The organism is Pumilibacter muris (genome assembly GCF_943193045.1).
Lineage (GTDB): Bacteria > Bacillota > Clostridia > Christensenellales > Pumilibacteraceae > Pumilibacter > Pumilibacter muris.
In genome coordinates this window covers 42,633-66,331 of the sequence record NZ_CALPCN010000004.1, presented here as the reverse complement: position 1 = coordinate 66,331, position 23,699 = coordinate 42,633, and the positions used below count along the sequence as shown (strand labels likewise).

The following is a 23,699-nucleotide window of genomic DNA, read 5'->3' as shown; positions in this document are numbered from 1 at the left end:
TATTCCATAAAAACGGAGCGCGCAAAAAGGAGATAATTAAGATAAAAAAATTTTTAGGAAGATTACTTGTGTTGGCGTTGGCATTCGCAATGATTTTTTCGTTAGCGGCGTGCGGCAACGAAGAAACCGGGAAACCGTCGCCAAACCCGCCCGACGTTGAAAAACCGGGCGACGACGACAACAAGCCGAATACGCCGGGCGACGACAAAGGCGAACCCGTTGTTGCAAGCAAGGTAATCGGCGAAGCCGTTACCGCAATGCTTGCGCAAGAAGGGTTTTCTGTTGGCGGAAAGTTGGAGATAAATTCGTTTGTTATAAAGTTGAACGCCGACGTGGCGAGCACCGAAAGCGGTTACGATTTTGAATTAAAAGCGAAATCCGGCACGCGCACGTTAGCTAACGTTATTAAAAAGGGCGATATAAATTTCAGTTATAGTCCCGAGCAAAATGTTTGGAAAACGGAATATTCTTACGGCGCTCTTCCCACAGACGCAATTACCGAACAACTTACCTCTATGCTCGACGGAGTTTCGTTTGGCGAAGCGATAAAGAAAGACGGAATAACCACTATCAAATTCGAAGAGAACTACGGCGAACCGTTAAGAAACTTACAAAAGTTTGTTGCCGAAAATAAAAACGTTGTTCTCGGAGATTATATTGCGGTAACGCTCGGCGGCAAGGAATATACCCGCGCTCAACTTATTGCCGACATAACCGCTATTTTTGCCGACGGCAACAGTTTGTCGGACGCGGTTGCCGCAATAGACGTAGCGCTTTCGCACATGATTATTTTATCCGACGAATCGCCCGTTCAAATCACCGTTAAAACTCTTGTTGACGCGGCTACGCTCGCTAACGGATTGACCGCCGACGACGTATACGAGAAACTTAACGAACTTTTGCCCGGAATCGACCGCCCCGCGCAAGGAGCTACTCCTTACGATTATATAATGAGCGTATTCGGAAACGAGATTCTCGACGATTATCTTTCCGAGTTCCAAATTCAAGGGCAGCCGCTTTCTTGCGAAATTATTCGCGGCTTGGTGCAAAGCATTCTGAACGACGAGAATACTACTGTGGGAACGGTTTACAACATGTTGGCGGAACTTGTTGACCAATATTTTGAAATGCTGTTGCCTTTAATCGGAGCCGACGAGCAAATATATTATGAACTTGTGGGCGACAATCCCGAAAATTCGAGAGCGCTCTTCTGTGCCGATAATCTTGAAAAACTGATTTTCGGCGAAAACGGAATAGCTCTTTCGGTTACGTTCGACGAAAAGTCGTTGCCTAAAACGTTAGAACTTAAACTCAACAATAATATAGGATATAAGGCAACCGCCGACGCGCAGGAAAAAGAATTTGTGGCATCCGAGCTTTTGTTGGAACTCGCGTTCGATTATTCCGCTGTTCCCGAAATCAAAGTTCCTTCGTTCGGAACTATTTATCCGCTTATATTGAGCGAAAGCACTTATCTTGATATATGCGAAGTTGAAAGCGGAGCTTTGGAATTCGAAGTGTTCGCAGGCACATGCGAGATGGGCGAACTTAGCGTTGTAACGAAAACGGGAAAGGAAATAAGCGGCATAACGTATGCGAACGGTAAAATAACGTTCAGCGAAGAGGCTATGGAAGCGGTTCGCAATGAAATTTACACGTTTGGCGGCTATGTATCGGTTGTCTTGCCGTGTAGCGTTAACGGAACGTCCGAGTATCCGTTGGGAATTTATTTTCACTGCGAACATTTGAGAGTGCCCGACCTTGTCGGAGTGTACGAATTTACCGACGCCGACACTCAAGCTAAGAAAACAGTTATATTGACCGAAGCGAATGCGGCTTTTTGGATAGAAGGAGAAACCGTTAAAATAGGCGAATATTCCGAAAACAATATCGGTTTCTATATGGTTTTTGAAGGAGAGACTTCAGAGAAAATCGATTTTTCGATTGAAAGAGGCTCGCTTATTCTTGCCGACGGAAGCGAATTTGTGCAGACCAAACATTATTCGGAAAACTATTACTGTTCCGAAACGGGCGACAGCATAACTCTTTTTACGGAATATACGGTTTTACTTTTTGAAAACGGTGTAGTCAGCGTTGTAAAACTTACGCCCGACGACGTCGGCGATTACAGCGGAGTAATCGGAAACAGAACTTTAAGTTTTGTTTTCGAAGCTTACAGTATTACCGTTATTGAAAATGAAAATATAAAAGTGTTTACGGCAAACATTTTATAATTTTTGCCTATATTCCAAAAGGTTCACCGCGAGCGTTTAAAACATAATAAAAAGCGCGGCGCGTTTTATACCGAGTTTCTGTTATAAAAAAGTGAAATCAAACATGAAAAGTCAACGCGTTTTGTGTTGACTTTTTTGCTTTCGCCCGATATAATATAGGAACATACAGTGTAGCTCACCGCAAGCGTGCCGATTTTGTTTACCATAAAAACATAATCGGCACGGCGAGGAACGCTTTGCGTGTATAGAACGGGATTTGCCCGCTAAAATGAAGCTATTGAGGTTAGCTATACGCATGATTAAACTCATTGCCACCGATTTGGACGGAACGCTACTTGGCGACGATAAAGTTGTTCCCGAAGAGATTTTCGGACTTGCGCAAGCGCTTAAAAAGCTCGGAATATTGTTCGTGCCCGCGTCGGGTAGGTCGCCGTATACGTTGCGCGAAAATTTTCGCCCGATAGCCGACGAAATAGATTATATTTGCGACAACGGAGCTGTGGCGTTCGCGGGCGGCAAAACGGTGCTTTCCAATCCTGTGCCGCGCGACGTTGTGCTCGACGTGTTGGAGTTCTGCAAATCCGAAGACGTGCATGTTTTGCTTTGCGGCACAAAAACCACTTATTTGGCGCCCGTTGAGGGAACAAAATACGAACCCCATGTGCGCCCGTACTATTTCAGAAGAATGGCGTTCGACGAGCTCGGCGAAGTGCCCGACGACGTGAATAAAATAGCTATATGCGATATGCGCAATCCGAAAGCGGGTTCTTTCGAGCGTCTTGTTAAAATGCTTTCGGGGCGGGCGGTTGCAACCGTGAGCGGCGAAATCTGGATGGACGTTATGCAAAACGGCGTGAATAAAGGGAACGCGCTCGAAGCGATTCAAAAATATTACGGCATAACCGGAGAAGAAACGGTTGCTTTCGGCGATTTTTACAACGACATACCGCTTTTAAAACGCGCCGCTTACGCTTATGTAATGAAAAACGCAAACGAAGATATGTTCCCGCACGGCAATTTAGTGGCGGACAGTAACAACGACGGCGGCGTGCTTAAAGTTTTGCGTGAAATCGCCGCTTGCGGAGCGGAATGGAAGCCTAATATTTAAAGGTGCGACGGCAAATTACAAAAAATAAAAAAGCGGGATTCCGCAGCTCTGAGGAGGGCAAAAAATATGAGCAATGAAAAGATACTCGACGCGAACGGACTGACGGAAGAAGAATTTCTCCAAAAGTACGACCGCACGCAATACGACCGCCCCGCTTTTACGGTGGATAACTTGCTGTTTGCCGACTGCGGAGACGGGCTTGCCGTGCTCATGATTAAGCGCGGTTCACACCCCGACTTAGGGCAATGGGCTCTTCCGGGCGGCTTCGTGAAACCGAACGAGTGCGCCGAATGCGCCGCTTCCCGCGAGTTGAAAGAAGAAACGGGAATAGAGGTGGCTACCGAACAGCTTATCACTGTGTCTACGCCCATGCGCGACCCTCGCGGTTGGACTGTTAGCACTTGCTTTTTGGGACTTTTGCCCGAGCCTGCGCAACCTGAGGCGGGCGACGACGCTACCGAAGCGCGTTGGTTTAATGTGGATTACATAGCGTCGGGCGACGTATATAAGCTTATTCTCAAATCGGACGACATAACAATCGCGTCGGAGTTTAAAGTTGTTCGCAACGAAGCGGGCAAAATCGATTTAAACCGCACCGAAATTCTTGCGCCCGACGGGATAGCTTTCGACCATGCCAAAATCATTCTTTACGCTGTGGAGTCGCTGTAAATTTTCTTGACATTTTTATTTTAATAAAGTATAATAACTTTGAACCTGAACCGAAAGCGAACGCTGACGGCAAAGGGGAGAGAATACACGGAATTCACGCACGGCGGGCGAAAGCCGCTTGTGCGGTCGGCTTTGCTACGGCGAAGTCGGCTGAATTATATATACCGCTCTTCCTTTTGATTTCGGAAGGGCGGTTTTCGGTTTTGTTAAAAAGTAAGCGATATAAAAGGAGACAAAAAAATTGTGATTGCGCTTTTGGGAATTATGGTGCACAATGCAGACGCGGTAGAAAAAGTGAACGGACTTTTGCACGATTTCAGAGGCTCGGTTTTGGGGCGTATGGGACTTCCGCTTAAAGAACAGGGCGTTAACGTGATAAGCGTTGTGTTAAACGCGGATTCGGGCGAAATCAACGCGCTTGCGGGTAAGCTCGGCGGAGTAAGCGGCGTGCGCGCGAAAGCGCTTTACGGCGGCGTTTGAGTTTGGAATAAATCCGATTAAAAATTATTTTTACCGAGTAAGGAGAAAATAGAAGTATGAAGAAAATAATGTTGTTTGCGTTGTCGGTTATTTTCGCGTTTGCGATGTTTGCAGGCTGTTCGGAAAAGGGAACCGACGTGGTAACGGTTAGAGTTTATGCGCCCGACGGTGCGCCCGCCATAGGAATGGCGCGGCTCATAGAGAAAAATTTCGGCAATGCCGAATATAAAATAGTTCCGCCCGCGAACATAGGCGGAGCGGTGCTCGGCGGCGACGCCGACATTGCGATTATGCCCACCAACGCCGCCGCGTCGCTTTATAAACGCGGAGCCGACATTGCAATGCTCGGAATAACGAATTTCGGAAGCCTTTACCTTATAGGCAACGGAAACGGCGAAGAAAGTTTATCCGACCTTGCGGGCAAGGTGGTGTATAGCATAGGGCAAGGAAACGTGCCAGACCTCGTGTTTAGGTATCTGCTTAAAGAATCGGGAATAGAATATCGCTTCGCCTCAACTCCGCAGGAAGGGGTGGTTAGCCTTGCTTACGTTGCGGAAGGCACCGAATTGATAGGCGGGCTCGCCGCCGGCAAAATGAATTACGGCGTTATCAGCGAGCCTGCGGCTACCGTCGCGCTCGGCAAAGTGCAAACCGCAAGCCGTCTGTTCGATATTCAAGCGCTTTATTCAAGCGTTACCGGAGCGGAAAACGGCTACCCTCAAGCGGCGCTTGTTGTTAAAAAGTCTTTTTATTACCGCAAGCCCGAATATGTGCGCGACTTTGTGAGAGAATACGCGGCGTCCGTTGCCGAAAAGTGGGCTGAAAACAACTCGGAACAGGCTTTAAGCGCAATAAAATCGAAAGGAAGCACAACGGTTGCAATATTAAACTCCGATATAGTTAAAGGTTGCAACATAAGTTTTATGCCGTCGGCGGATTGCAAGCGACAAGTTCTTGATTTTTGCGCGGCTCTCGAAGCGGTGAAAGAAGAATCGGAATCGCCCGACAGTTCTACTCCGAATGATAATTTTTTTGTTTCGGTATCGCTTTAAAACGATTAAACGGATTTTGGAAATATGAAAAAAGTAATGCGACGGAAAAACCGCGTTCCCTTAGAGGGAGCGAAAGGCGCGCTCTATACTTTTGCGGGAGCGGCGCTTTTTGTTGCGGCTTGGTGGATTGCCGCCGCCGCTTACGGAAAAAAGTTGGTTTTTCCCACTCCGTTAAACGCTTTTGCCGAGCTCGGACGCGAGCTTTCAAACGGATATTTTTGGAAAAGCTTTTCGCTCAGCGTTTTGCGCAGCGTTGCGGGTTTTTGCGCCGCTTGCGTGTTGGCAGTGCTGTGCGCTTACGGCGGCAAAGCTTGGAATCCGTTAAAGCGCATACTTTCGCCCGTTATAGGGATTGTGCGCAGTTTGCCCACAATGAGCGTTATTTTGCTGTTGGTGCTCTGGACGGGCGACGCGCTTACGCCGCTAATAGTTTCGGGGCTTGTAATTTTTCCTGTGTTGTACAGCGGGCTTGACGCCGCTTTGGCGGCTGTGCCCGCAGAACTCGAAGAAACGGCGCGGCTTTATGCCGATAGCGGCGCGTATAAATTTGCGAAAGTATATTTGCCTCTTTCTGCGCCCGCGTTTTTGCGTGTGGCGGGCGGCGCGGCGAGTTTGTCGCTTAAACTGACTGTTGCCGCCGAAGTCCTTGCGCAAACGCGCGACAGCTTGGGGCTTATTATGCAGCAAACGAGGGTGTACTTTCAAATAGGTAGGTTACTTGCCGTAACCGTAGTTGTGGTGGCGGCGGCGCTGTTGCTCGAATTTTCGGTGTATCTTATTCGCAAGGCGGTGGAATATTGAATTTTGCGGAAAAATTATTTAACCGCATAAAAATATTTGCGATTTTTTTGCCGTAGTGGTATACTCTGTTTGATTTAAAAAATAAAGCGGTTTTGCGGTAATAAACAAAATGAAAAAAATAACGCTAATCAACAGCGGCGGAACAATTTCGAGCGAATACGACGGCAATATAATGCGACCGGGCAAAGTTACGAGTTTCGGAGAACTCAACGGCAGAATAGAACGGGTGCGCACTCCGTTTTGTATGCTTAGCGAAAATATGACATGGCAGTCTTTGCACGAATTAAGCGACTGCTTAGAGAGCGAACTTTCCACGTCGGAAGCAATAATTATAACGCACGGAACCGACACTCTCGCCTATACGGCGGCTTATCTCGGGCTTACCAACGTGGGAATAAATATTCCCGTAATGCTCGTTTCGGCTGACTTTCCTCTAAGCAACCCTATGAGCAACGGAAGCGCAAATCTTATGTGCGCGCTTGCGGCAATCGATTCGGGGCTTGTTAGCGGCGTGTTCGTGCCTTACCGCAACCCGTACGACCGCCCTGTTTTGCATGCGTCCACGCGTTTGCTGAGCAGCAGGGATTTTGACGGCGGACTTAATTCCGCGCTCGGCAAAATTTGCGGCTATACCGACCGCACGGGCAAATTTATGCTAAGCGAAAGCATTGAGCCGCACAAATTCGAACTTAAAAGAAGAGGCGCTAAAAAAGCTGTTCAGCTCATTTTCGCAAATCCGGGAATAGACTATGCCGCTCTTGCTCGTTCGGCTCGCGCCGATAACGCCGCGTTGGTTTTTGCGGGCTACCACACGGGTTCGATAAACACGGGCTCGCAGGGAATAGGACTTTTGGAAGGGCTCGAAGTGTATCTTGCGGGCGGAATGAGCGGCGAAAAATACCAGTCGTTCGAGCAAATGCCGAGTTTTGTGCAGGTTATAGACAATATCGCGCCCATAACGCTCTACACCAAAGTAAGAATAGCTCACGAAAATTTTGAAACCGAAGCGGAGCGCGCCGCCTACATTCGCGCCAACACTTTCGGCGAATTTTTTATGTGAAGGATACATTTAAAATAATAATTAAAATTACCTCGTTTTAGCGTAACGGGGTAATTTTTTTAAAGGATATTGACAAAAAGTGTATTTTGTGGTATAATAAAAAACAAAAGTATTTAAACTGCAAAGAGGAGGAAAAAGGACATGCCGACACAATTTTATTTCAGTCATCCTATGGAGAAAAAAACGCCTCGAAGATTACGCGGTAAAAAGGAGATAGAAGATTATATGTATTATTTGGGCGATAACGAACTTCCCGAATATGCGCACGGCATAATAAAGTTTTACGATGAAAAAGATATAACGCACGAAAATTACTATAAATATTTGCAGTCGATAAAGCATTTATTGCCGCCGAATTTGGTGAAATATTATCTAGAAGAATATACTAAACCTTCTCCTGATAGATATTCGCCCAATCGTTTTCACGATTGCGTCATAGTTGAAATTCGGTTTAAAGGCAATTCGAACGTTTACAGACATACTTATGATGAGGTAATTCTCGATTTAAGTTTGGGTAGAATGTTTGATTATCATATCGAGTTCAGCGACATTGTGTCTTGCCGAACGGCGTTTTCGGAGTTGGAAAAATACACATGCGAACCTTATGATTGTTTCGGCGAAATTATCGATTGCGAATTGAGCTTGTCGAAAGACGGATTTCCCGTTATGCAGTTCGACACTTCTACGGGGTTCGAATTTTATATCGAGTTCGATAGGGTTAAAATAACCAAAAAGAAACGGAAGCATAGGAATAGACAGTAGACGTAATCGCATAAAGTCTTGTCTTTCTTTTTAGTATTTATAACGGGCGACTTGAGTTCAATTTTTGTTTAAGGAGTAAACTGAAAATATGTATTGTTGGGGCGATAATGAACTTCCCGAATATGCGCACGGCATAATAAAGTTTTACGATGAAAAAGATATAACGCACGAAAATTATGATAAATATTTGCAGTCGATAAAGCATTTATTGCCGCCGAAACTTGTGCAGTATTACCAAGAAGAATATACAAATAAAAAGCATAACATTTGGTTGCTTAATCGATTTCACGATTTCAAAATTACGGAAATTCGATTTAAAGGCAACTCCAATTTGTATAGGAACACTAACGATGAAATTCACCTTGATTTATGCTCGGGCGGAATGTTCGATTATCATTTCGAGTTTTCCGACATAATTTCATGCCGAACTGCATTTAGCGATTTGCAAAAATATGCATGGAGTCAATTCGAATGCTTCGGGGCGATTGTAGATTGCGAGTTGAGTTTGTCGAAAGACGGATTTCCCGTTATGCAGTTCGATACCTCTACGGGGTTTGAATTTTATATCGAGTTCGATAGGGTTAAAATAACCAAAAAGAAACGGCGAGGCAATTGGTAAAGTGCCGCAATAAAGAGTTTTCGTTTTTCTTGCAAACGGATAAAATTGTCGCGTAATTTCTTGAAAAAGTCGGGGGTTCGTGATATAATAATCGTATGAAAGCAAACGAAAGCAAATATGTGCTTGCGCTCGACCAGGGCACAACGGGCACGCGAGCTATAATTTTTAACGAAGACGGAGAAATTGTAGGGGCGGCTTATAAAGAGTTTAAGCAAATTTATCCGCAACCGGGTTGGGTAGAACACGACCCTGTTGAAATTTTACATACTGTGTATTATACTGCGGCGGAAGCTCTCAAAAACGGCGGCATATCCGCCGAACAGATAGAGGCTATGGGAATTGCCAACCAACGTGAAACGGTTGTGGCGTGGGATTCGAAAACGGGCGCGCCGCTTTATAACGCGGTTGTTTGGCAATGCCGCCGCTCCGCCGACGAGTGTCGCCGTTTAATAGAAGCGGGGTGCGAGCAACTTATTTACGAAAAAACTGGGCTTATGCCCGACGCGTATTTTTCCGCCACTAAAATGAAGTGGCTTTTGGAAAACGTGCCGCAAGTGCGCGAGGCTGCGGACGCGGGAAGATTGAGATTCGGCACCGTTGACACGTTTTTAATGTTTAAGCTGTCGGGCGGTAAAATTTACGCCACCGATTATACTAACGCCGCCCGCACAATGCTTTTTAACATACATAAGCGCGAATGGGACGCCGACTTATTGCAACTTTTTTCAATTAGGCGCGATATGTTGCCTAACGTATTTCCGTCGGGGCATACTTACGGTTATGCGTCGAAAGAACTTACCGGTAAAGAAATTCCGATTTGCGCCGTTGCGGGCGACCAACAGGCGGCGCTTTTCGGGCAACACTGTTTTGCTCCCGGCGCGGCAAAATGCACGTTCGGCACGGGGCTGTTTTTGCTGTGCAACACGGGCGGCGAGAACGTGAATTCAAAGCAAGGACTAATAACCACGCTTGCGTCCGACGCCGACGGCTTGCCGTGTTATGCGCTTGAAGGAAGCGTGTTCACGGGCGGCGCGGCAATTCAGTGGCTGCGCGACGAAATGAAGCTGATTGCCACCGCCGAAGAAAGCGAGCAAGCGGCGATTTCGGTGCCGGACGGCGGCGGGGTTTATGTGGTGCCCGCGTTTGTGGGGCTTGGTGCTCCGTATTGGGATAGCGACGCGCGCGGCATAGTTTGCGGCATAACGCGGGGCACAAAGCGCGAACACATTGTGCGCGCCACTCTCGAATCGATAGCGTTTCAATGCTTCGACGTTTTGCACGCTATGGAACGCGACACTTCGCTTTCGTTCACCCGTTTGGCGGTTGACGGCGGCGCGAGCGCGAATAATTTTTTGATGCAGTTTCTTGCCGACATAACGGGCGCCGAAATAGTGCGGCCGCGCGTTGTGGAAACTACCGCGCTCGGCGTGGCAATGCTCGCCGCTCATGTTTTCGGCGGCAAAACGTCGGCAATGTTGCAAAAAGGCGATTTTGCCGAAAAAATATTTAAACCGCGTTTGCCTAAAGAAAAGCGCGACGAATTGATTTTGGGTTGGAAAGTAGCCGTTGCGCGAGCGCGCCACAAGCCGTGATTAGCGTGTTGAGCGCACTGCGGCGATTTTTTTTACGGGAGGCACGGAAAACAGATGAAAGACGAAAAGTTAGACGTTTTTTCGTATATTGACGCCGCTTGCGGAGTTTTGGACAAAAAAAGGGAAAGCTACACAAAGAGCGCCGCAAAGATTTCGGCGTATCTTGAAAAGACGCTCGAAGATTTCGACGCGCTCGTAGGCGTTACTTACCGAATTAAAACGTCGGCGTCGCTCCGCGAAAAAATTATACGCAACAATTTATATAAGCAATATTCGGCGCTCGACGTTGTGGGCGAGTGTTCCGACATTGCGGGCATACGGCTTGAGTGCAGGTTTTTGGAAGACGAAAAAGCGCTGTACGAAAAACTGAAAGAGTTGTTTTGCAACGATGCGGGCGGCGGCTATTTTTATCCCGAAGGGCGCAAGCATTTGCGGTTAAAGTTAGGCGCGCCCCAACCCGAACGGCAAAAAAACGGGCTTGAAATTTACCGCATAGACGGGTTTGTTGTGCTCGGCGGCGAAAAATATAATTACGAATTGCAAATAAAGTCGCTTGTAAACAGCTTTTGGTCGGAAATAGAGCATAAAATTATTTACAAAAACAAACGGTTCATGTTAATCGACGATTTCGTGAACGAGCTTATGAGCAGTTTAAACGACAGCTTGAAAAATATAGACCGACAGCTTAACATGCTTTTTCACCGTTGCCTCGATTCGTCGCAAAAAGGGCAGCTTGCTGCGGCGGAAAATATGCTTTTGGGGCTTATTAACGAACTTTTTTCCCGCCTTGTGGAAGAGCGCGTGGGAATATCCGTCAATATAAAGCCGTATAGTCAGGCGCTTGTGAAATACTTGTTGGGTTACTCGACGTTTGCGCGCCGTTCCGACGGTTCGCCTCTCGGCGACGACGCGTTGCCTTTTAACGAAACGCTCGTTAGGTTTATGCGTTGGCTTAAAGACGTGGATTTCGACGGCATAGGAGTGGGGCAAGCTATAAATTTCGACCACCCGTTTGTATACGAAAACGAAATGCAGGAAATCATAGGGAAGAAGCTTACCGCCGAAATGAACGACGATTTTTTCTGCAACACGTTCTTTCACATACTTTTTTCGCTTGAAGTGGGCAACGACATGCAGGACTTTTCAACTTACGTTCGCTATTACGAGCACCGCATAGGAGCGCATAATAAATCGGACGCGGGCAAAGTGCGGCTTAAATTCGAAATAGAAAAAGCCGACGTCGGCAAAATGGTGCTCGAAAAAGAAATTTTGCGCCTCGCGGCAATAAAGTGACACGATTTGGAGCAAGCTATTCGCTTTTAAACGGTGGCACTTTTAAGAAAAAGAATAAATGCGAACGGTTGCGGCACATCGCAACAAAGGAGTTTTTATGAGAATAGGCATTTTAACTTCGGGCGGGGATTGCCCCGCGCTTAACGCGGTTATTCGCGGCTTTGCTAAATACGCGTACAGAAATATTCGCGGGGTGGAAATATACGGCATTGCCGACGGTTACGGCGGACTTATAGCGGGAGAGTACAAAAAAATGTACCCCGAAGATTTTTCGGGCATTTTGAACGTTGGGGGAACAATACTCGGAACAAGCCGCCAACCGTTTAAAAAAATGACGGTTGAGGAAAACAATTCCACCAAAGTGGAAAAAATGAAAGCCAACTATAAAAAAATGGGGCTTGACGCGCTCGTTACTCTCGGCGGCGCCGGCACTCATAAGTCGGCGGCTTTGCTTATAGAAGAGGGGCTCAACGTTGTCGGGCTTCCGAAAACCATAGATAACGATATTTTCGGCACCGACGTAACGTTCGGATTTTATTCGGCGGTTGACGTTGCCACCGAATGTATCGACCGCGTTCACACTACGGCGGCGAGTCATGGGCGCACTATGCTTGTTGAAATTATGGGCAATAAAGTGGGGTGGCTTACGTTATATGCGGGGCTTGCGGGCGGAGCGGATATAATACTTTTGCCCGAAATACCGTTCGACACCGATATTGTGTGCAAAAAGGTTTTACAAAGGGCGGAAGCGGGAAAAGCGTTTAGCATTATAGCCGTTGCCGAAGGCGCAATAGAAAAGAGCGAAGCGGGGCTCAAAAAAAAGGAACGGGCGCAAAAACGGAGCGAAACGGGCGACGTTACCGCAACCAACCGTTTGGCGCGCGATATAAACGCCCGCACGGGAGTGGAAACGCGCGTTGTGATTCCCGGACACATTCAACGCGGCGGCAGTCCGAGCGCGCTCGACCGCGCAATATCCACACAGGTGGGCGCTTACGCGGGGTATCTTTGCAAAGAAGGACTTTTCGGCACTACGGTTGCTATACGCGGCGAAAAAATTACGCATAATAAAATAGCGGATATTGCGGGAAAAACCAAATGGGTGCCGCTCGAACACCCCATGATTGAAAGCGGCAGAAGCGTGGGAATATCTTTCGGCGACAGGTAACGCACCGCAAAATTTTTTCATATACTGAACTACCGCCATAAGAAAGGATACGGAAAATGTTTATTAAAAACGAATATATAAACCGCGAATACAGCTGGCTGCTTTTCAACAAAAGAGTGCTCGAACAGGCGGCGGATAAAAGCGTGCCGCTTTTCGAACGTTGTAAATTTTTCTCGATTTTTTGCAGTAACCTCGACGAGTTTTACATGGTTAGAGTGGGAAGTTTGTTCAATCAAGATTCCGTCAGCCCCAAAACGCGCGAAAACAAAACCAAACTTACTGCGGAAGAACAGCTTTGCGGCATATTTTCGGAAACAAAAAAACTTACCGCGCTTGCGGGCAAAATTTTTGCCGAACTGAAAAAAGACTTGAAAGAGAACGGCGTGCGCCAAGAACGCGGCAAGCTTTCGGATAAACAAAAGGCGGAACTTAAAAAATATTTCACTTCTTCGGTGTTGCCGTTTTTGTCGCCTATGGTGCTCGACGCGAAACACCCGCTAATGAGGTTCGAGAACGCGCACGTCTATCTTGTTATGAGGCTTGAGCGCGGCGAACGCAAAATGCTCGGAGTTATGCCGTTGCCCGCAAAGGTTAAGCCGTTCTATGTTTTTTCGGGAAAGAAAACGTCTTTTATAACGCTCGAAGATATGGTTAAAGAACTCGGGCATTTGGCTTTTTCGGGATATAAGTGCCTGTCGCGCGCGCTTGTGCGCGTTACCCGCAACGCCGATTTCGAAACTGACGAAGCGGATTGCGACAGCGAGTACGATTACGACTTTGCAAAATATTTAAAAGAAAAAATAGAAATGCGTTCGTCTTTCGGCGCGGTGCGGCTTGAAACCGACGGTATAGGCGACGACGAAATGGATTTTCTTACCGAAAACCTTAATATAAAAAACAAACAATGTTTTACGCTGTCGTATCCGCTCGATTGCAAATATCTTTCTAAAATAGATACGGTGTTGCCCGAGTCGGAAGCGGAAAAATTCAAATATACGCCGTTCCGCCCCAAAGGAGCGAAAGAAACTGACGGCAGTTTAATAGCTCGCGTTATGCGCGGCGATATGTTTTTATCGTATCCTTACGACAGTTTCGGCACCCTTGTGCGCCTTTTGGAAGAGTGCGCCGAAAGCAAAGAAGTTGCAAGCATAAAAATAACCATTTATAGGCTGGATAGCCATTCCCGAATAGTGGAAGCGTTAAAGCGCGCGAGCGAAAACGGCATAGAAGTAACGGTTGTAATCGAGCTTTGCGCGCGGTTCGACGAAGAAAACAATTTGTATTACGCGCACGTTCTCAAAGAAGCGGGTTGCACTATTTTCTACGGCGTCGGCAACTATAAAGTTCATTCCAAAATAATAAGCATAGTTTTGAACCGCAACGGCGAGGCGAAATATATAACGCACTTGGGCACGGGGAATTATAACGAAAACACGAGTAAGCTGTACACCGATTTAAACGTTATAACTTCTAACGACGCAATAGGGCGTGACGGCGCGGCGTTTTTCCGCAATCTTGCTATCGGCAATATAGAGCAAGACTACGAAAAACTTTTAATTGCGCCTCATTCGCTTAAAAGCGGACTGATGAAATACGTTGAACGCGAAACCGAAAAAGCGGAAAGAGGGGAACCCGCCGCGATTTTTGCGAAAATGAACAGTTTAACCGACCTTGATATGATAAACAAATTCGTTAAGGCGAGCTCGGCGGGCGTTAAAATAAATCTTGTGGTTAGAGGAATATGTTGCCTGTTGCCCGGCTTGGAGGGAAAAACGGAGAATATTCGCGTGCGGAGCATAGTGGGCAGATTTTTGGAACATTCCCGCATATACTGTTTCGGCGCTAACGGCGAAGACGTTTTTATATCGTCGGCAGACCTCATGACCCGAAACACCGATAAACGCGTTGAAATAGCCACGCCTATATTGTCGGACGACATAAAGAAAGAAGTTTTCGGAAAAATGAAACTTATGCTTGCCGACAACGTAAAAGCGCGAGAACTCACAAGCGAGGGGACGTATGTTCCCGTAATGCGCGCCGACGGCGAAAAGAAAGTAAACAGTCAAGAGGATTTGCTTTAAAAAACCTTTGCGCTCTTGCGGCGCGGATAAAACGGATAAAAAAAGAAGCTCGATTTTTATTTCGGCTTCTTTTTGATTTTTTCAGTCGGCGGGTTTTTCTTCGGTGGGGATTTTGAACGAAACTTTATCTACCGCGAGTATGCCGTTGCAGTTTTCGCAACGCGCCACAGTGGCGCACCCTTCGTGCATAAAGCCTAAATTTCCGTCGTCGGCAAGGGTGAGTTTTGCCGAACAGTCGTCGCACGAGTTGCGAGCAACGAAAGTTTTCATATTGCCTTTATCGTCTTTCCAGTGAAGCGACAAATGAAGCCCTTGTTTGGGGTGGTGCGACTTGGGGCAAATGTACACCGCTTCGAACGCGGTTATTCCGTCTTTTTTGAAAGACTCCGCCCATTTTGCCTGACTTGCGTCGGCGCTTTCCATAACTTTCTCGCTGAAAATAGCGTCCGCCGTTTCGTCGGGAATTTCGTCTACGAGTTTAACGGTTTCTTCTCCGCACAACGCGTATTGCACGTTATTGAGCGCGTCCGCCGCGTTAATCGAAAATTCGGTTGCCGCAGGCTTAGTCTTATTTTCTATAACTTTGGTGTATGCGTCTTGAAGCCGTTCGACCTCTTTTTTGTCGCTTATTTTCGCCAAAGCGTCGTACCAGTTTTTAAGTTTGGAATCCGCGCCTATGTTAAAATCGTAAGTGTTGCCGCAACCGGGACAACGTAATGTAATAACTTTAAGCATAAAATATCCGCTCCCTGATTATTTTACCTTATTATACTCCTAAGCAACATAAAAATCAAGTGTTGCAAGCGGTTTTCGTAACTCTTTTAATTTTTCGCTTCTTGCGTGTTTTCGTCGTTTTTGTCGGTTTCGCCGTTTGCGTCGAGGTTTTGCTCGGGTTGCTCGCTTTCCGTTTCGCACGTTTGGGGGAATATTTCGGTTGCGGGCGTTTCGCCGCCGATAGAACAAAGCGTTTCAATTACGAGTTCGGGCGGATTGAACATTCGCGGCACCCAACTGCTTTTGCCGAGCCCTTTGCTTATAACCATGATTTTTCCGCAATGGGTGTGCACGCCTTCGGTGTATTTGGGCATAAGCCCTTGATTCGGCGCGTAAAACGCGCCTATAAACGGCAACCGCACATGCCCGCCGTGAGCGTGCCCCGTAAGCGAAAGGTCTATTCCCGCCTCAACATAGCGCGCGAACATTTCGGGACGGTGCGAAAGCAAAACCGAAAAAGCAACGCCTTCTTCTTCGACGCAAGCGTGCAGACGGTTAAGTTCGGCTACAAAATCGGTTTTTCCTTTTTGAAAAAACGTCGGGTCGTTCATTCCTATAACCGCTATCTTTTCGCCGTCCCGCTCTATTGTTTTGTATTCGTTTTTAAGCACGTTCACGCCTATGTCGGAAAGATATGCGGCGAACGCGGGATAGCACGAGAGCACTTTTTCGTGATTGCCCGCAACGTAATATACGGGCGCGACTTGCACCGCTCCGAGCGCAAACTTTTCGGCGGCGGCTGATTCGTTTTCGCGGTGGATTATGTCGCCCGTAATGGCGATAATGTTCGGTTTTTCTTCCGCGACGGCGCGAATAAGCTCGTTGCCGAACTCGCGGTTATGGAGGTCGGAAACGTGTGCGATTTTAAAACCGTCGAACGCTGTCGGCAGTTTTCTCGAAATTATTTTATAGCGAGTAGTTACCATTTTCATATTATACGCCCGCTGTTGAACAACTATAACTTTTTTTGCGAAAAAGCTCGTAATTTGTCGGTGTTTACATATATTATCATGTATTTGCGGGTTTGTCTACTCTTTGGAGTTGCGCGTTCGCCGAGCCGTTGCATAAATTTTGCGCGGCGGCGGCAAAATAGCAATATGAAGCAAAGAGTTGTGTTTATAATAGGAGCGAGCAGCGGCATAGGACTTGCCACAGCGCAAAAACTTGCGGACGCGGGCAACGTGGTGTATTGCGGCGCGCGCACTCCGTGCCCCGACGAGCGAATAACTTCGCTCGAAGTGGACGTTACCAAACCGCAAACGATTGTAGACGCGTCGGAAAAAATTTTAGACGAAACGGGACGCATAGACCAGCTTGTGTATTGCGCGGGCTACTCTATGGCGGCGCCGGTGGAATTTGCCGAAGAAAAAGATTACCGTTATCTTTTCGAAGTAAACTTTTTCGGAGCGCTCGCCGCAATTCGCGCGGTGCTCGTTCACATGCGCGAATCGGGCTACGGCAGAATAGTGTTAATCGGTTCTATGGGCGGAGTGCTTCCCATTGCCTACGACGCTTTTTATTCGTCGAGCAAAGCCGCGCTCTTAATGCTCGGCAAAGAATTGAATATGGAAGTTAAGCCGTTCGGCATTAAAGCCACCACTGTGCTTCCCGGCGGCACCGCCACGCGTTTCACCTTTAAGCGCAACGTTTATTCAGCCGAGCAAGTGGGCGTATACGGCTCCGACCTCGATAAATCTGTGGGTTCGCTCGCGGGAATAGAGCAGGGCGGCATGGAAGCGGAAAAGGTTGCCGATACCGTAATTAAAGCGCTCGAAGCCGATAACCCTCCGAGTGTAATCGCATCCGGCTTTGTGAACAAAACGTATTATCTTTCTCAAAAGATTTTCCCCGATAAACTCACGCAATATCTTGTGAGCAATCAATACAATTTGAATTAAAATCATTTTAATTTGTAAACGGTTGTATGTGAAATCATACGACCGTTTTTTATATTAAGCGGCAGGCGATAAAATACAATATACTGAAATTTGCGATAATATGTTGTAAACTTAGACAAACCGTACTAAATCCTTACGGTTGAATTAGTCTTGACTATCAAATGGAAAATTAGTATAATATAATGGATTTATACCTTATGACTTTCAATATAAGAACGCCCCGAATAACAGAAATTTATATATTGCAAAAAAACGCTTGACAGCTCGGGATATTCACGCCGTGAACAGGCTCAGTTTTTGCGTGAAGAAAGGAGAACTGTTCGCTTTTTTGGGAGTGAACGGCGCGGGGAAGAGCACCTTTTGAGAAAACATGCGCTTGCGGGCGTTTTTGCCGAAATGGAAACGCTCGGTTGGACTAAGGGGGTTCTTGCCGAAATAAAAGACGCGGTTGACGCAAATTTTTACTTTTTCGGGCATTCGGTTTCGGCGGGCGTAATGTATGCCGTTTTGCTCGGCTCTGTGGCGGCTTTGCTCGGCGCATATATTTTGTTGCAATTTTTCAGCGCGAGAAAGCGGGCTAAACAATAAGCCTCGCATAATATAAAATCCGAAAAACGCTTGTTATTAAGAGTTTAAATTCAAGTCTAATAAGACTTGTTAAGTCCTTTACGACTTAAAACGGCTATAATAATAACAGTATGAATTTCGGTGAAAGACTCAAAGAGTTGCGAACGGAAAAGAAATTGAGCCAAATGGAACTTTCTGTGGCTACGGGAATAAGTCAGTCGGCAATCGCCAAATGGGAACTCGGCAAAACCGACCCGACGGCGTATGCGCTTATAACGTTGTCGAACTATTTCAACGAGTCGGTGGATTATTTGCTGGGGCTTACCGAATAATTAAAAAATTGATTTTGCAATAAAAAAAAAGCGTCGCACTGTTGCGACGCTTTTTAGTTAGGTATAATCTAAATGTTTAAAAGGCGTAAAATATGACCGCTAAAAATCATGATAATCAAGTCGATGAGCCAGATAATCCAAGCACCGAAGAATATGCGAAGGATAGCCGCCACGATTTTTCCGTCGGCAAATCTTGTAACGATTCCGCAAATCCATGCAGTAATGGGTATAATCGCAAGGATAATACTTACAAGTCTGTTGAGCCCGAAATAATCTTTTCCTTTAGCCATGTTTCTTACCTCCTGTATATAAATTATATGTATATAGTAGCACAACTTTTTATATCCGTATTAGTCAAGTCTTATTTGACTTAAAGCGTTTATCGACAATATTTTCGCAATTTTTTTAGCCGAATTAAATTGACAAAATACGTCAATTAGCTGTATAATGGAAAACAAATCTTTTAACGAAATTTTAAAATGGAATTTATTTTCGGAGGACATATAATGGCTAAAATTTATTATCAAAACGATTGCAAACTCGACAATCTTAAAAAGAAGACGGTTGCTATTATCGGCTACGGTTCGCAAGGACATGCCCATGCGCTGAATTTGCACGAAAGCGGAGTTAAAGTTATAGTAGGGCTTTACGACGGTTCGAAAAGCAAAGAAAAAGCCGAAAAGGCGGGACTCACCGTTTTGCCCGTTGGCGAGGCGGCGAAAAAAGCCGACATTATAATGCTCTTGATTCCCGACGAGAAGCAAGCCTCCGTATATAAAAAAGATATTGAGCCAAACCTTGCCGAAGGAAAAGCGCTTGCGTTTGCTCACGGTTTTAACATTCATTTCAAGCAAATCGTTCCGCCCGAAAACGTCGACGTTTTTATGATTGCGCCCAAAGGACCCGGACATACCGTTCGCAGCGAGTATCTTGAAGGCAAAGGAGTGCCCTGCCTTGTGGCGATAGAGCAAAACCACACGGGGAAAGCTCTTGATATTGCGCTTGCTTACGCTGCGGGAATAGGCGGAGCCCGCGCCGGTGTGCTCGAAACAACTTTTAAATGCGAAACCGAAACCGACTTGTTCGGCGAGCAGGCTGTGCTTTGCGGCGGCGTTACCGCTCTTATGAAAGCGGGATTCGAAACTTTGGTTGAAGCGGGTTACGACCCTCAAAACGCATATTTCGAATGTATACACGAAATGAAACTTATTGTAGACCTTATTTATCGCGGCGGTTTCGGATTTATGCGCTATTCGGTGTCGGACACTGCGGAATACGGCGATTATCAAATAGGCAAGCGCATTATAACGGAAGAGACCAAAAAGGAAATGAAAAAGGTGCTTTCGGAAATTCAAGACGGCACTTTTGCGTCGGCGTGGATTGCCGAAAACAACAACGGCAGAGCGCACTTTAACGCAACCCGCAGATTAGAGGCCGAGCATCCGCTCGAAAAGGTTGGCGCCGAACTCCGCAAAATGTATTCTTGGAGCGACGAGGATAAATATAGCAAGTAACGCGGCTTTTTTGCGCTGAAAAAAGACGGGTAATAAAATTGTGCTTTTAGGGCACAATTTTTTATTATGAAAAACGATTTGAGCGAATATAAACGCAAGCGAAATTTTTCCGCCACAAAAGAACCGAGCGGCGACGCGGCTAAAAAACGGAGCGACGGCGTCGGCAAAAAATTCGTTGTGCAATTTCATGCGGCAAGGCGAGAACATTACGACTTTCGGCTTGAATACAACGGCGCGCTTTTGAGTTGGGCTGTGCCAAAAGGTCCGTCGTTTAATCCGCAAGACAAACGGCTTGCCGTTATGGTGGAAGAGCACCCGCTCGAATATTCCGAATTCGAGGGAACGATTCCGAAAGGCGAATACGGCGGCGGTACTGTTATGCTGTGGGACGAAGGGGCATACGAGCCGCTTGAAGATTTTGAAAGCGGACTGAAAGAGGGTTCGCTCAAATTTACTCTTTACGGAAAAAGGCTTTGCGGAAGTTGGGCGCTTGTGCGCATGAAAACCGAAGATTCGCAAAATAACTGGCTGCTTATCAAAGAAAACGACAGTTTTAAAAAAAGGGAAGCGGGAATAGAACAATACTCCCGCAGCGTGCGAACAAACCGAACTATGCGGGAAATAGTCGAAGAAGAGAAACCCGCGCGCAAAAAAAATCCCGAAATCAAACGCGAAGTCGAGCTGTGCAAGTCGGTAGACGTTCTGCCCGACGGCGACGAATGGCTTTTCGAAGTAAAATACGACGGTTACCGCATGCTCGCTTTTTGCGAAAACGGCAACGCTAAACTTTTTTCACGTAGCGGACGCGACTATACCGAAAAGTTTGCCGCCGTATCACGCGAGTTGGAGCGGTGGTCAGGCGGCGGAGCTTATATTTTCGACGGCGAAATTGTTTCGCCCGACGAAAACGGACGAACGGATTTTCAAGCTTTGCAGGCTTACGAAAAAAATCCGAAAGGCAATATAGTTTACGTTATTTTCGATTTGCTTGCGGCCGACGGAAAAGATTTGCGCGAGTTGCCTCTGATTGAACGCAAATGCAAATTGAGCGAAATTTTAAAGAATGCGCCCGATATTCTTAGGGAAAGCGGATATATTCGCGGGCGCGGGCGGGAAAGCGCCGAAGCCGCCAAAAAACTCGGACTTGAAGGCATCGTGGGCAAAAAAGCAGATTCGCCGTATAGGGGCGGCAGAAATTCCGACTGGGTGAAATACAAGTGTTATTTAAGGCAGGAGTTTGTGCTCGGCGGATATACGCGCACCGAAAAGAAGACGTCGGGAATAAGCGCTTTGCTACTCGGAGTGTACGGCGAACAAACCGAACCGGATAAGAAAAAGTCGAAAACCGCGAGAACGCATAAAAAGTTGCAATACGCGGGCAGAGCGGGAACGGGGCTTAACCGACGCAGCGAAGCCGAGCTTATGAATTTATTTTCCGAATATGCCGCCGACAGTTCGCCGTTTTCGGAGCCGCCGAAAGCGTCGGGAGGGGAAGAAATCTTTTGGCTGTCGCCCGAACTCGTGGGAGAAGTGCAATTTGCCGAGTGGACGAACGAAAACAGACTGCGGCAAGCAAGCTTTAAAGGGTTACGCGCCGATAAGTCGGCGTCCGAAGTAGTAGCCGAAGTTCCCGAAAGAGAAAAAGCGGTGAAACGCTCTTTGAAAAAATCCGAAAAGAGCGAAACAAAGAAAAAAGAGAGCGAAAAAAATAGCGCCGACGAAATAATCGTTTGCGGCGTTAAAATATCGAGCCCCGATAAAATTGTGTTTCCCGATTGCGGCATAACCAAAGCGGAAGTCGCGCGGTATTATGAAGCCGCCGCGTCGCTTATGCTCGAATATGCGGGGAACAGAGTTCTCAGCGTTGTGCGCTGTCACGAAGGAGTGGGCGGCGGTTGCTTTTTCAATAAGCACCCCGTTTCGGGAAGTCGAGCTCAATCGATAGATGTAAAAAGCGGCGACGGCGAGACGCACGCATATTTTTATGTGAATAACAAAGAGGAGCTAATTGCCGAAGCGCAACTCGGCGGGCTTGAATATCACGTTTGGGGAAGCCGAGCCGACTTGCTTGAAACGCCCGATACTATGGTGTTCGACCTCGACCCCGACGAGGGGTTGCCGCTTTCGGTGTTGCGCGACGGCGTTTCGGAGCTTAAAAGCACTCTTATGGAACTCAAACTCCGCCCTCTTTTAAAAACGAGCGGAGGCAAGGGGTATCATATAGTTGTTCCGTTCCCCGTAAAATCAACGTGGGAAGAGTTTCGCGCTTTCTCAAAAAAAACGGCGAAACTGCTTTCGGAAAAACATCCCGAACTTTTCACCGACAATTTGCGCAAAGAGAAAAGAAAAAACAAAATTTTTATAGACTGGGGACGAAATACTCGCGGAGCGACTTGGGTTGCGCCGTATTCTTTGCGAGCCCGTCCGGGAGCTAAGGTTTCTATGCCGATTGCGTGGAGCGAGCTTAATAATGTTACGCCCAACGGAATAGATATGTTCGAGGCGCTCGAAAGATTAAAGGGCAAAGACGTTTGGAAATAAAAATTTGGCGCCTGCAACGCAAGCGCCAAACAATATTTTATTCGTCTGAATCTGATTCGTTATATTCGGGTTCGAAAAAGTCGCCGTGCGAGTGCAATTTTTCTTTAAGCGCGGCGTTTTCTTCTTTTAGCCTAATAACTTCGCGGCTGAGTCGCACTTTGTCGGCGTCCGAATATTTGCGGGCTTCGCGTTCAACCGTTATTTTGCTCTCCAACGATTCTTTAAGCGCCTCGCGTTCGGCAATCACGTCGGCTGCGGTTTTTTTTGCGATTTCCGCCGCTCCGAGCTGAACCCGCAGTTCGGTTTCGGCGCGGCGGGTGGCGGCTTCGGCGTCGGTCGCTCTTTGGCGCGTGCGTTCGAGCGCCGCTTTAAGAGTGTCTACGTCGCGGCTGTAACCTTCCGCCTCGCGTTTTTGGCGTTCGGCTTCGCGTTTCCATTTTTCGGTTTCGGCTTTTTGTTTTTCCGCTTCGGCTTTCCAGTTTTCGGCAGATTTTTTCCAAGTTTCCATTGCGGCGTTTTTTTGCTGCTGAGCTATTGCCGTAGCTTCGTTGTACCCTCTGCGGTACGCGTCGTTAATAACCGTTGCGGCGCCTTGCGCAGTTCCCATATACATAGAAGTGCCAGCGCTCGAAACGGTGCGCGCCGAAGCTCTCGCGGCAGCCGCAGCTCTTGCCGCGTTCGCAGCCGCAGCTCTCGCTGCCGTAGCCTCCGCCTGTTTTTTTTCGGCGTTTCGTTTGGCGTCGTATTCTTTTCGTTTTGCGGGCGTTCCCAAAACTTCCATAGCCTCGTTTACAAGCGCGAATTTTTTCGCGGTGTCGGCGTCGTTGGGGTGTAGGTCGGGATGGTAACGCTTTGCCAAAGAGCGATACGCCTGTTTGATTTGTTCGTCGGTAGCCGTTTCCGACAGTTCCAAAATCGTGTAGTAATTGTTCATAACGCCACTATTGTAACATTTTATTTCAATGTATGCAAGTCTTAGACATAAAAAATTTAATTTGCGCGCATATAAATAAAATAACCGCCGTAGGCGCGAAAGCAAGTAAAAAAAAGTAAAATGCCGCAATTTGCTTGATATAGCGGCGGCAACTGTGCTATACTATACTATGTACATGCGCATTTTGCTTCGGCGGGGCATGTTTCGGAGGTATCTTTAT

23 protein-coding genes are annotated in these 23,699 nt (G+C 47.0%); 19 read left to right on the top strand and 4 right to left on the bottom strand.

Translation table 11 applies throughout. The annotated features are described in order from the left end of the window. Window positions 1–68: 68 nt before the first annotated feature. The 13 genes from NFR62_RS06160 (at window position 69) to ppk1 (ending at window position 14,919) form a co-directional block, all read left to right on the top strand. Entirely contained in the window at window positions 69–2,234 is a 2,166-nt protein-coding gene (locus NFR62_RS06160; RefSeq protein WP_251616066.1) for a hypothetical protein, read from the top strand. A 295-nt stretch (window positions 2,235–2,529) separates the two neighbouring features. Continuing rightward, window positions 2,530–3,342, top strand: coding sequence for an HAD family hydrolase (locus NFR62_RS06155; protein ID WP_251616064.1), 813 nt, complete (start codon window positions 2,530–2,532; stop codon window positions 3,340–3,342). A 66-nt stretch (window positions 3,343–3,408) separates the two neighbouring features. Beyond that, window positions 3,409–4,011, top strand: coding sequence for an NUDIX domain-containing protein (locus tag NFR62_RS06150; protein ID WP_251616062.1), 603 nt, complete (start codon window positions 3,409–3,411; stop codon window positions 4,009–4,011). Window positions 4,012–4,254: 243 nt separating this feature from the next. Then, complete coding sequence (locus NFR62_RS06145; RefSeq protein ID WP_251616058.1) at window positions 4,255–4,491, top strand: TM1266 family iron-only hydrogenase system putative regulator; 237 nt, start codon at window positions 4,255–4,257, stop codon at window positions 4,489–4,491. Window positions 4,492–4,547: 56 nt separating this feature from the next. Beyond that, entirely contained in the window at window positions 4,548–5,543 is a 996-nt protein-coding gene (locus tag NFR62_RS06140; protein WP_251616056.1) for an ABC transporter substrate-binding protein, read from the top strand. Between the two features lie 24 nt (window positions 5,544–5,567). Then, on the top strand, window positions 5,568–6,344 hold the full coding sequence (locus tag NFR62_RS06135) for an ABC transporter permease (RefSeq protein ID WP_251616053.1): 777 nt from the start codon (window positions 5,568–5,570) through the stop codon (window positions 6,342–6,344). Window positions 6,345–6,453: 109 nt separating this feature from the next. Next, entirely contained in the window at window positions 6,454–7,404 is a 951-nt protein-coding gene (locus NFR62_RS06130; RefSeq protein WP_251616050.1) for an asparaginase domain-containing protein, read from the top strand. Window positions 7,405–7,545: 141 nt separating this feature from the next. Then, complete coding sequence (locus NFR62_RS06125) at window positions 7,546–8,166, top strand: hypothetical protein (RefSeq protein ID WP_251616047.1); 621 nt, start codon at window positions 7,546–7,548, stop codon at window positions 8,164–8,166. Window positions 8,167–8,254: 88 nt separating this feature from the next. Next, window positions 8,255–8,785 (top strand): hypothetical protein, encoded by a 531-nt coding sequence (locus NFR62_RS06120; protein WP_251616045.1) that lies wholly within the window; start codon window positions 8,255–8,257, stop codon window positions 8,783–8,785. Between the two features lie 95 nt (window positions 8,786–8,880). After that, on the top strand, window positions 8,881–10,377 hold the full coding sequence (glpK, locus tag NFR62_RS06115; RefSeq protein ID WP_251616043.1) for a glycerol kinase GlpK: 1,497 nt from the start codon (window positions 8,881–8,883) through the stop codon (window positions 10,375–10,377). Window positions 10,378–10,431: 54 nt separating this feature from the next. Then, entirely contained in the window at window positions 10,432–11,670 is a 1,239-nt protein-coding gene (locus tag NFR62_RS06110) for a GTP pyrophosphokinase (protein ID WP_251616028.1), read from the top strand. 97 nt (window positions 11,671–11,767) lie between these two features. After that, on the top strand, window positions 11,768–12,838 hold the full coding sequence (locus NFR62_RS06105) for a 6-phosphofructokinase (RefSeq protein WP_251616026.1): 1,071 nt from the start codon (window positions 11,768–11,770) through the stop codon (window positions 12,836–12,838). Between the two features lie 56 nt (window positions 12,839–12,894). Then, window positions 12,895–14,919, top strand: coding sequence for a polyphosphate kinase 1 (gene ppk1 / locus NFR62_RS06100; RefSeq protein ID WP_251616025.1), 2,025 nt, complete (start codon window positions 12,895–12,897; stop codon window positions 14,917–14,919). A gap of 81 nt (window positions 14,920–15,000) precedes the next feature. On the opposite strand, the gene NFR62_RS06095 is transcribed toward ppk1, so the two are convergent. Beyond that, the gene (locus tag NFR62_RS06095) at window positions 15,001–15,654 is read right to left on the bottom strand and encodes a hypothetical protein (RefSeq protein ID WP_251616010.1); all 654 of its coding nucleotides are present in this window, start codon (window positions 15,652–15,654) and stop codon (window positions 15,001–15,003) included. Between the two features lie 86 nt (window positions 15,655–15,740). Further along, on the bottom strand, window positions 15,741–16,625 hold the full coding sequence (locus NFR62_RS06090; RefSeq protein WP_251616007.1) for a metallophosphoesterase: 885 nt from the start codon (window positions 16,623–16,625) through the stop codon (window positions 15,741–15,743). Window positions 16,626–16,790: 165 nt separating this feature from the next. Between NFR62_RS06090 and NFR62_RS06085 the strand changes: the two genes are divergently transcribed. The 4 genes from NFR62_RS06085 (at window position 16,791) to NFR62_RS06070 (ending at window position 18,490) form a co-directional block, all read left to right on the top strand. Further along, on the top strand, window positions 16,791–17,591 hold the full coding sequence (locus tag NFR62_RS06085) for an SDR family NAD(P)-dependent oxidoreductase (protein WP_251616004.1): 801 nt from the start codon (window positions 16,791–16,793) through the stop codon (window positions 17,589–17,591). Between the two features lie 280 nt (window positions 17,592–17,871). Next, window positions 17,872–17,955, top strand: coding sequence for an ATP-binding cassette domain-containing protein (locus tag NFR62_RS06080; protein ID WP_420851358.1), 84 nt, complete (start codon window positions 17,872–17,874; stop codon window positions 17,953–17,955). Beyond that, window positions 17,952–18,179 (top strand): hypothetical protein, encoded by a 228-nt coding sequence (locus NFR62_RS06075; RefSeq protein WP_251615986.1) that lies wholly within the window; start codon window positions 17,952–17,954, stop codon window positions 18,177–18,179. Before NFR62_RS06080 ends, NFR62_RS06075 begins: the two co-directional genes overlap by 4 nt. A gap of 110 nt (window positions 18,180–18,289) precedes the next feature. Continuing rightward, window positions 18,290–18,490: a helix-turn-helix domain-containing protein gene (locus tag NFR62_RS06070; protein WP_251615984.1), complete on the top strand. Its 201-nt coding sequence runs from the start codon at window positions 18,290–18,292 to the stop codon at window positions 18,488–18,490. A gap of 68 nt (window positions 18,491–18,558) precedes the next feature. Here the strand turns inward: NFR62_RS06070 and NFR62_RS06065 are convergent, their stop codons facing one another. Then, window positions 18,559–18,780, bottom strand: coding sequence for a hypothetical protein (locus tag NFR62_RS06065; RefSeq protein WP_251615979.1), 222 nt, complete (start codon window positions 18,778–18,780; stop codon window positions 18,559–18,561). Window positions 18,781–18,996: 216 nt separating this feature from the next. Here NFR62_RS06065 and ilvC point away from each other — a divergent pair, with 216 nt between their 5' ends. Together ilvC and ligD are read left to right on the top strand one after the other, a co-directional pair. Next, the gene (ilvC, locus tag NFR62_RS06060; protein ID WP_251615977.1) at window positions 18,997–20,004 is read left to right on the top strand and encodes a ketol-acid reductoisomerase; all 1,008 of its coding nucleotides are present in this window, start codon (window positions 18,997–18,999) and stop codon (window positions 20,002–20,004) included. A 66-nt stretch (window positions 20,005–20,070) separates the two neighbouring features. Continuing rightward, window positions 20,071–22,545: a DNA ligase D gene (ligD, locus tag NFR62_RS06055; RefSeq protein WP_251615972.1), complete on the top strand. Its 2,475-nt coding sequence runs from the start codon at window positions 20,071–20,073 to the stop codon at window positions 22,543–22,545. A 37-nt stretch (window positions 22,546–22,582) separates the two neighbouring features. Here the strand turns inward: ligD and NFR62_RS06050 are convergent, their stop codons facing one another. Next, window positions 22,583–23,479: a DnaJ domain-containing protein gene (locus NFR62_RS06050; RefSeq protein ID WP_251615966.1), complete on the bottom strand. Its 897-nt coding sequence runs from the start codon at window positions 23,477–23,479 to the stop codon at window positions 22,583–22,585. Between the last annotated feature and the right edge of the window lie 220 nt (window positions 23,480–23,699).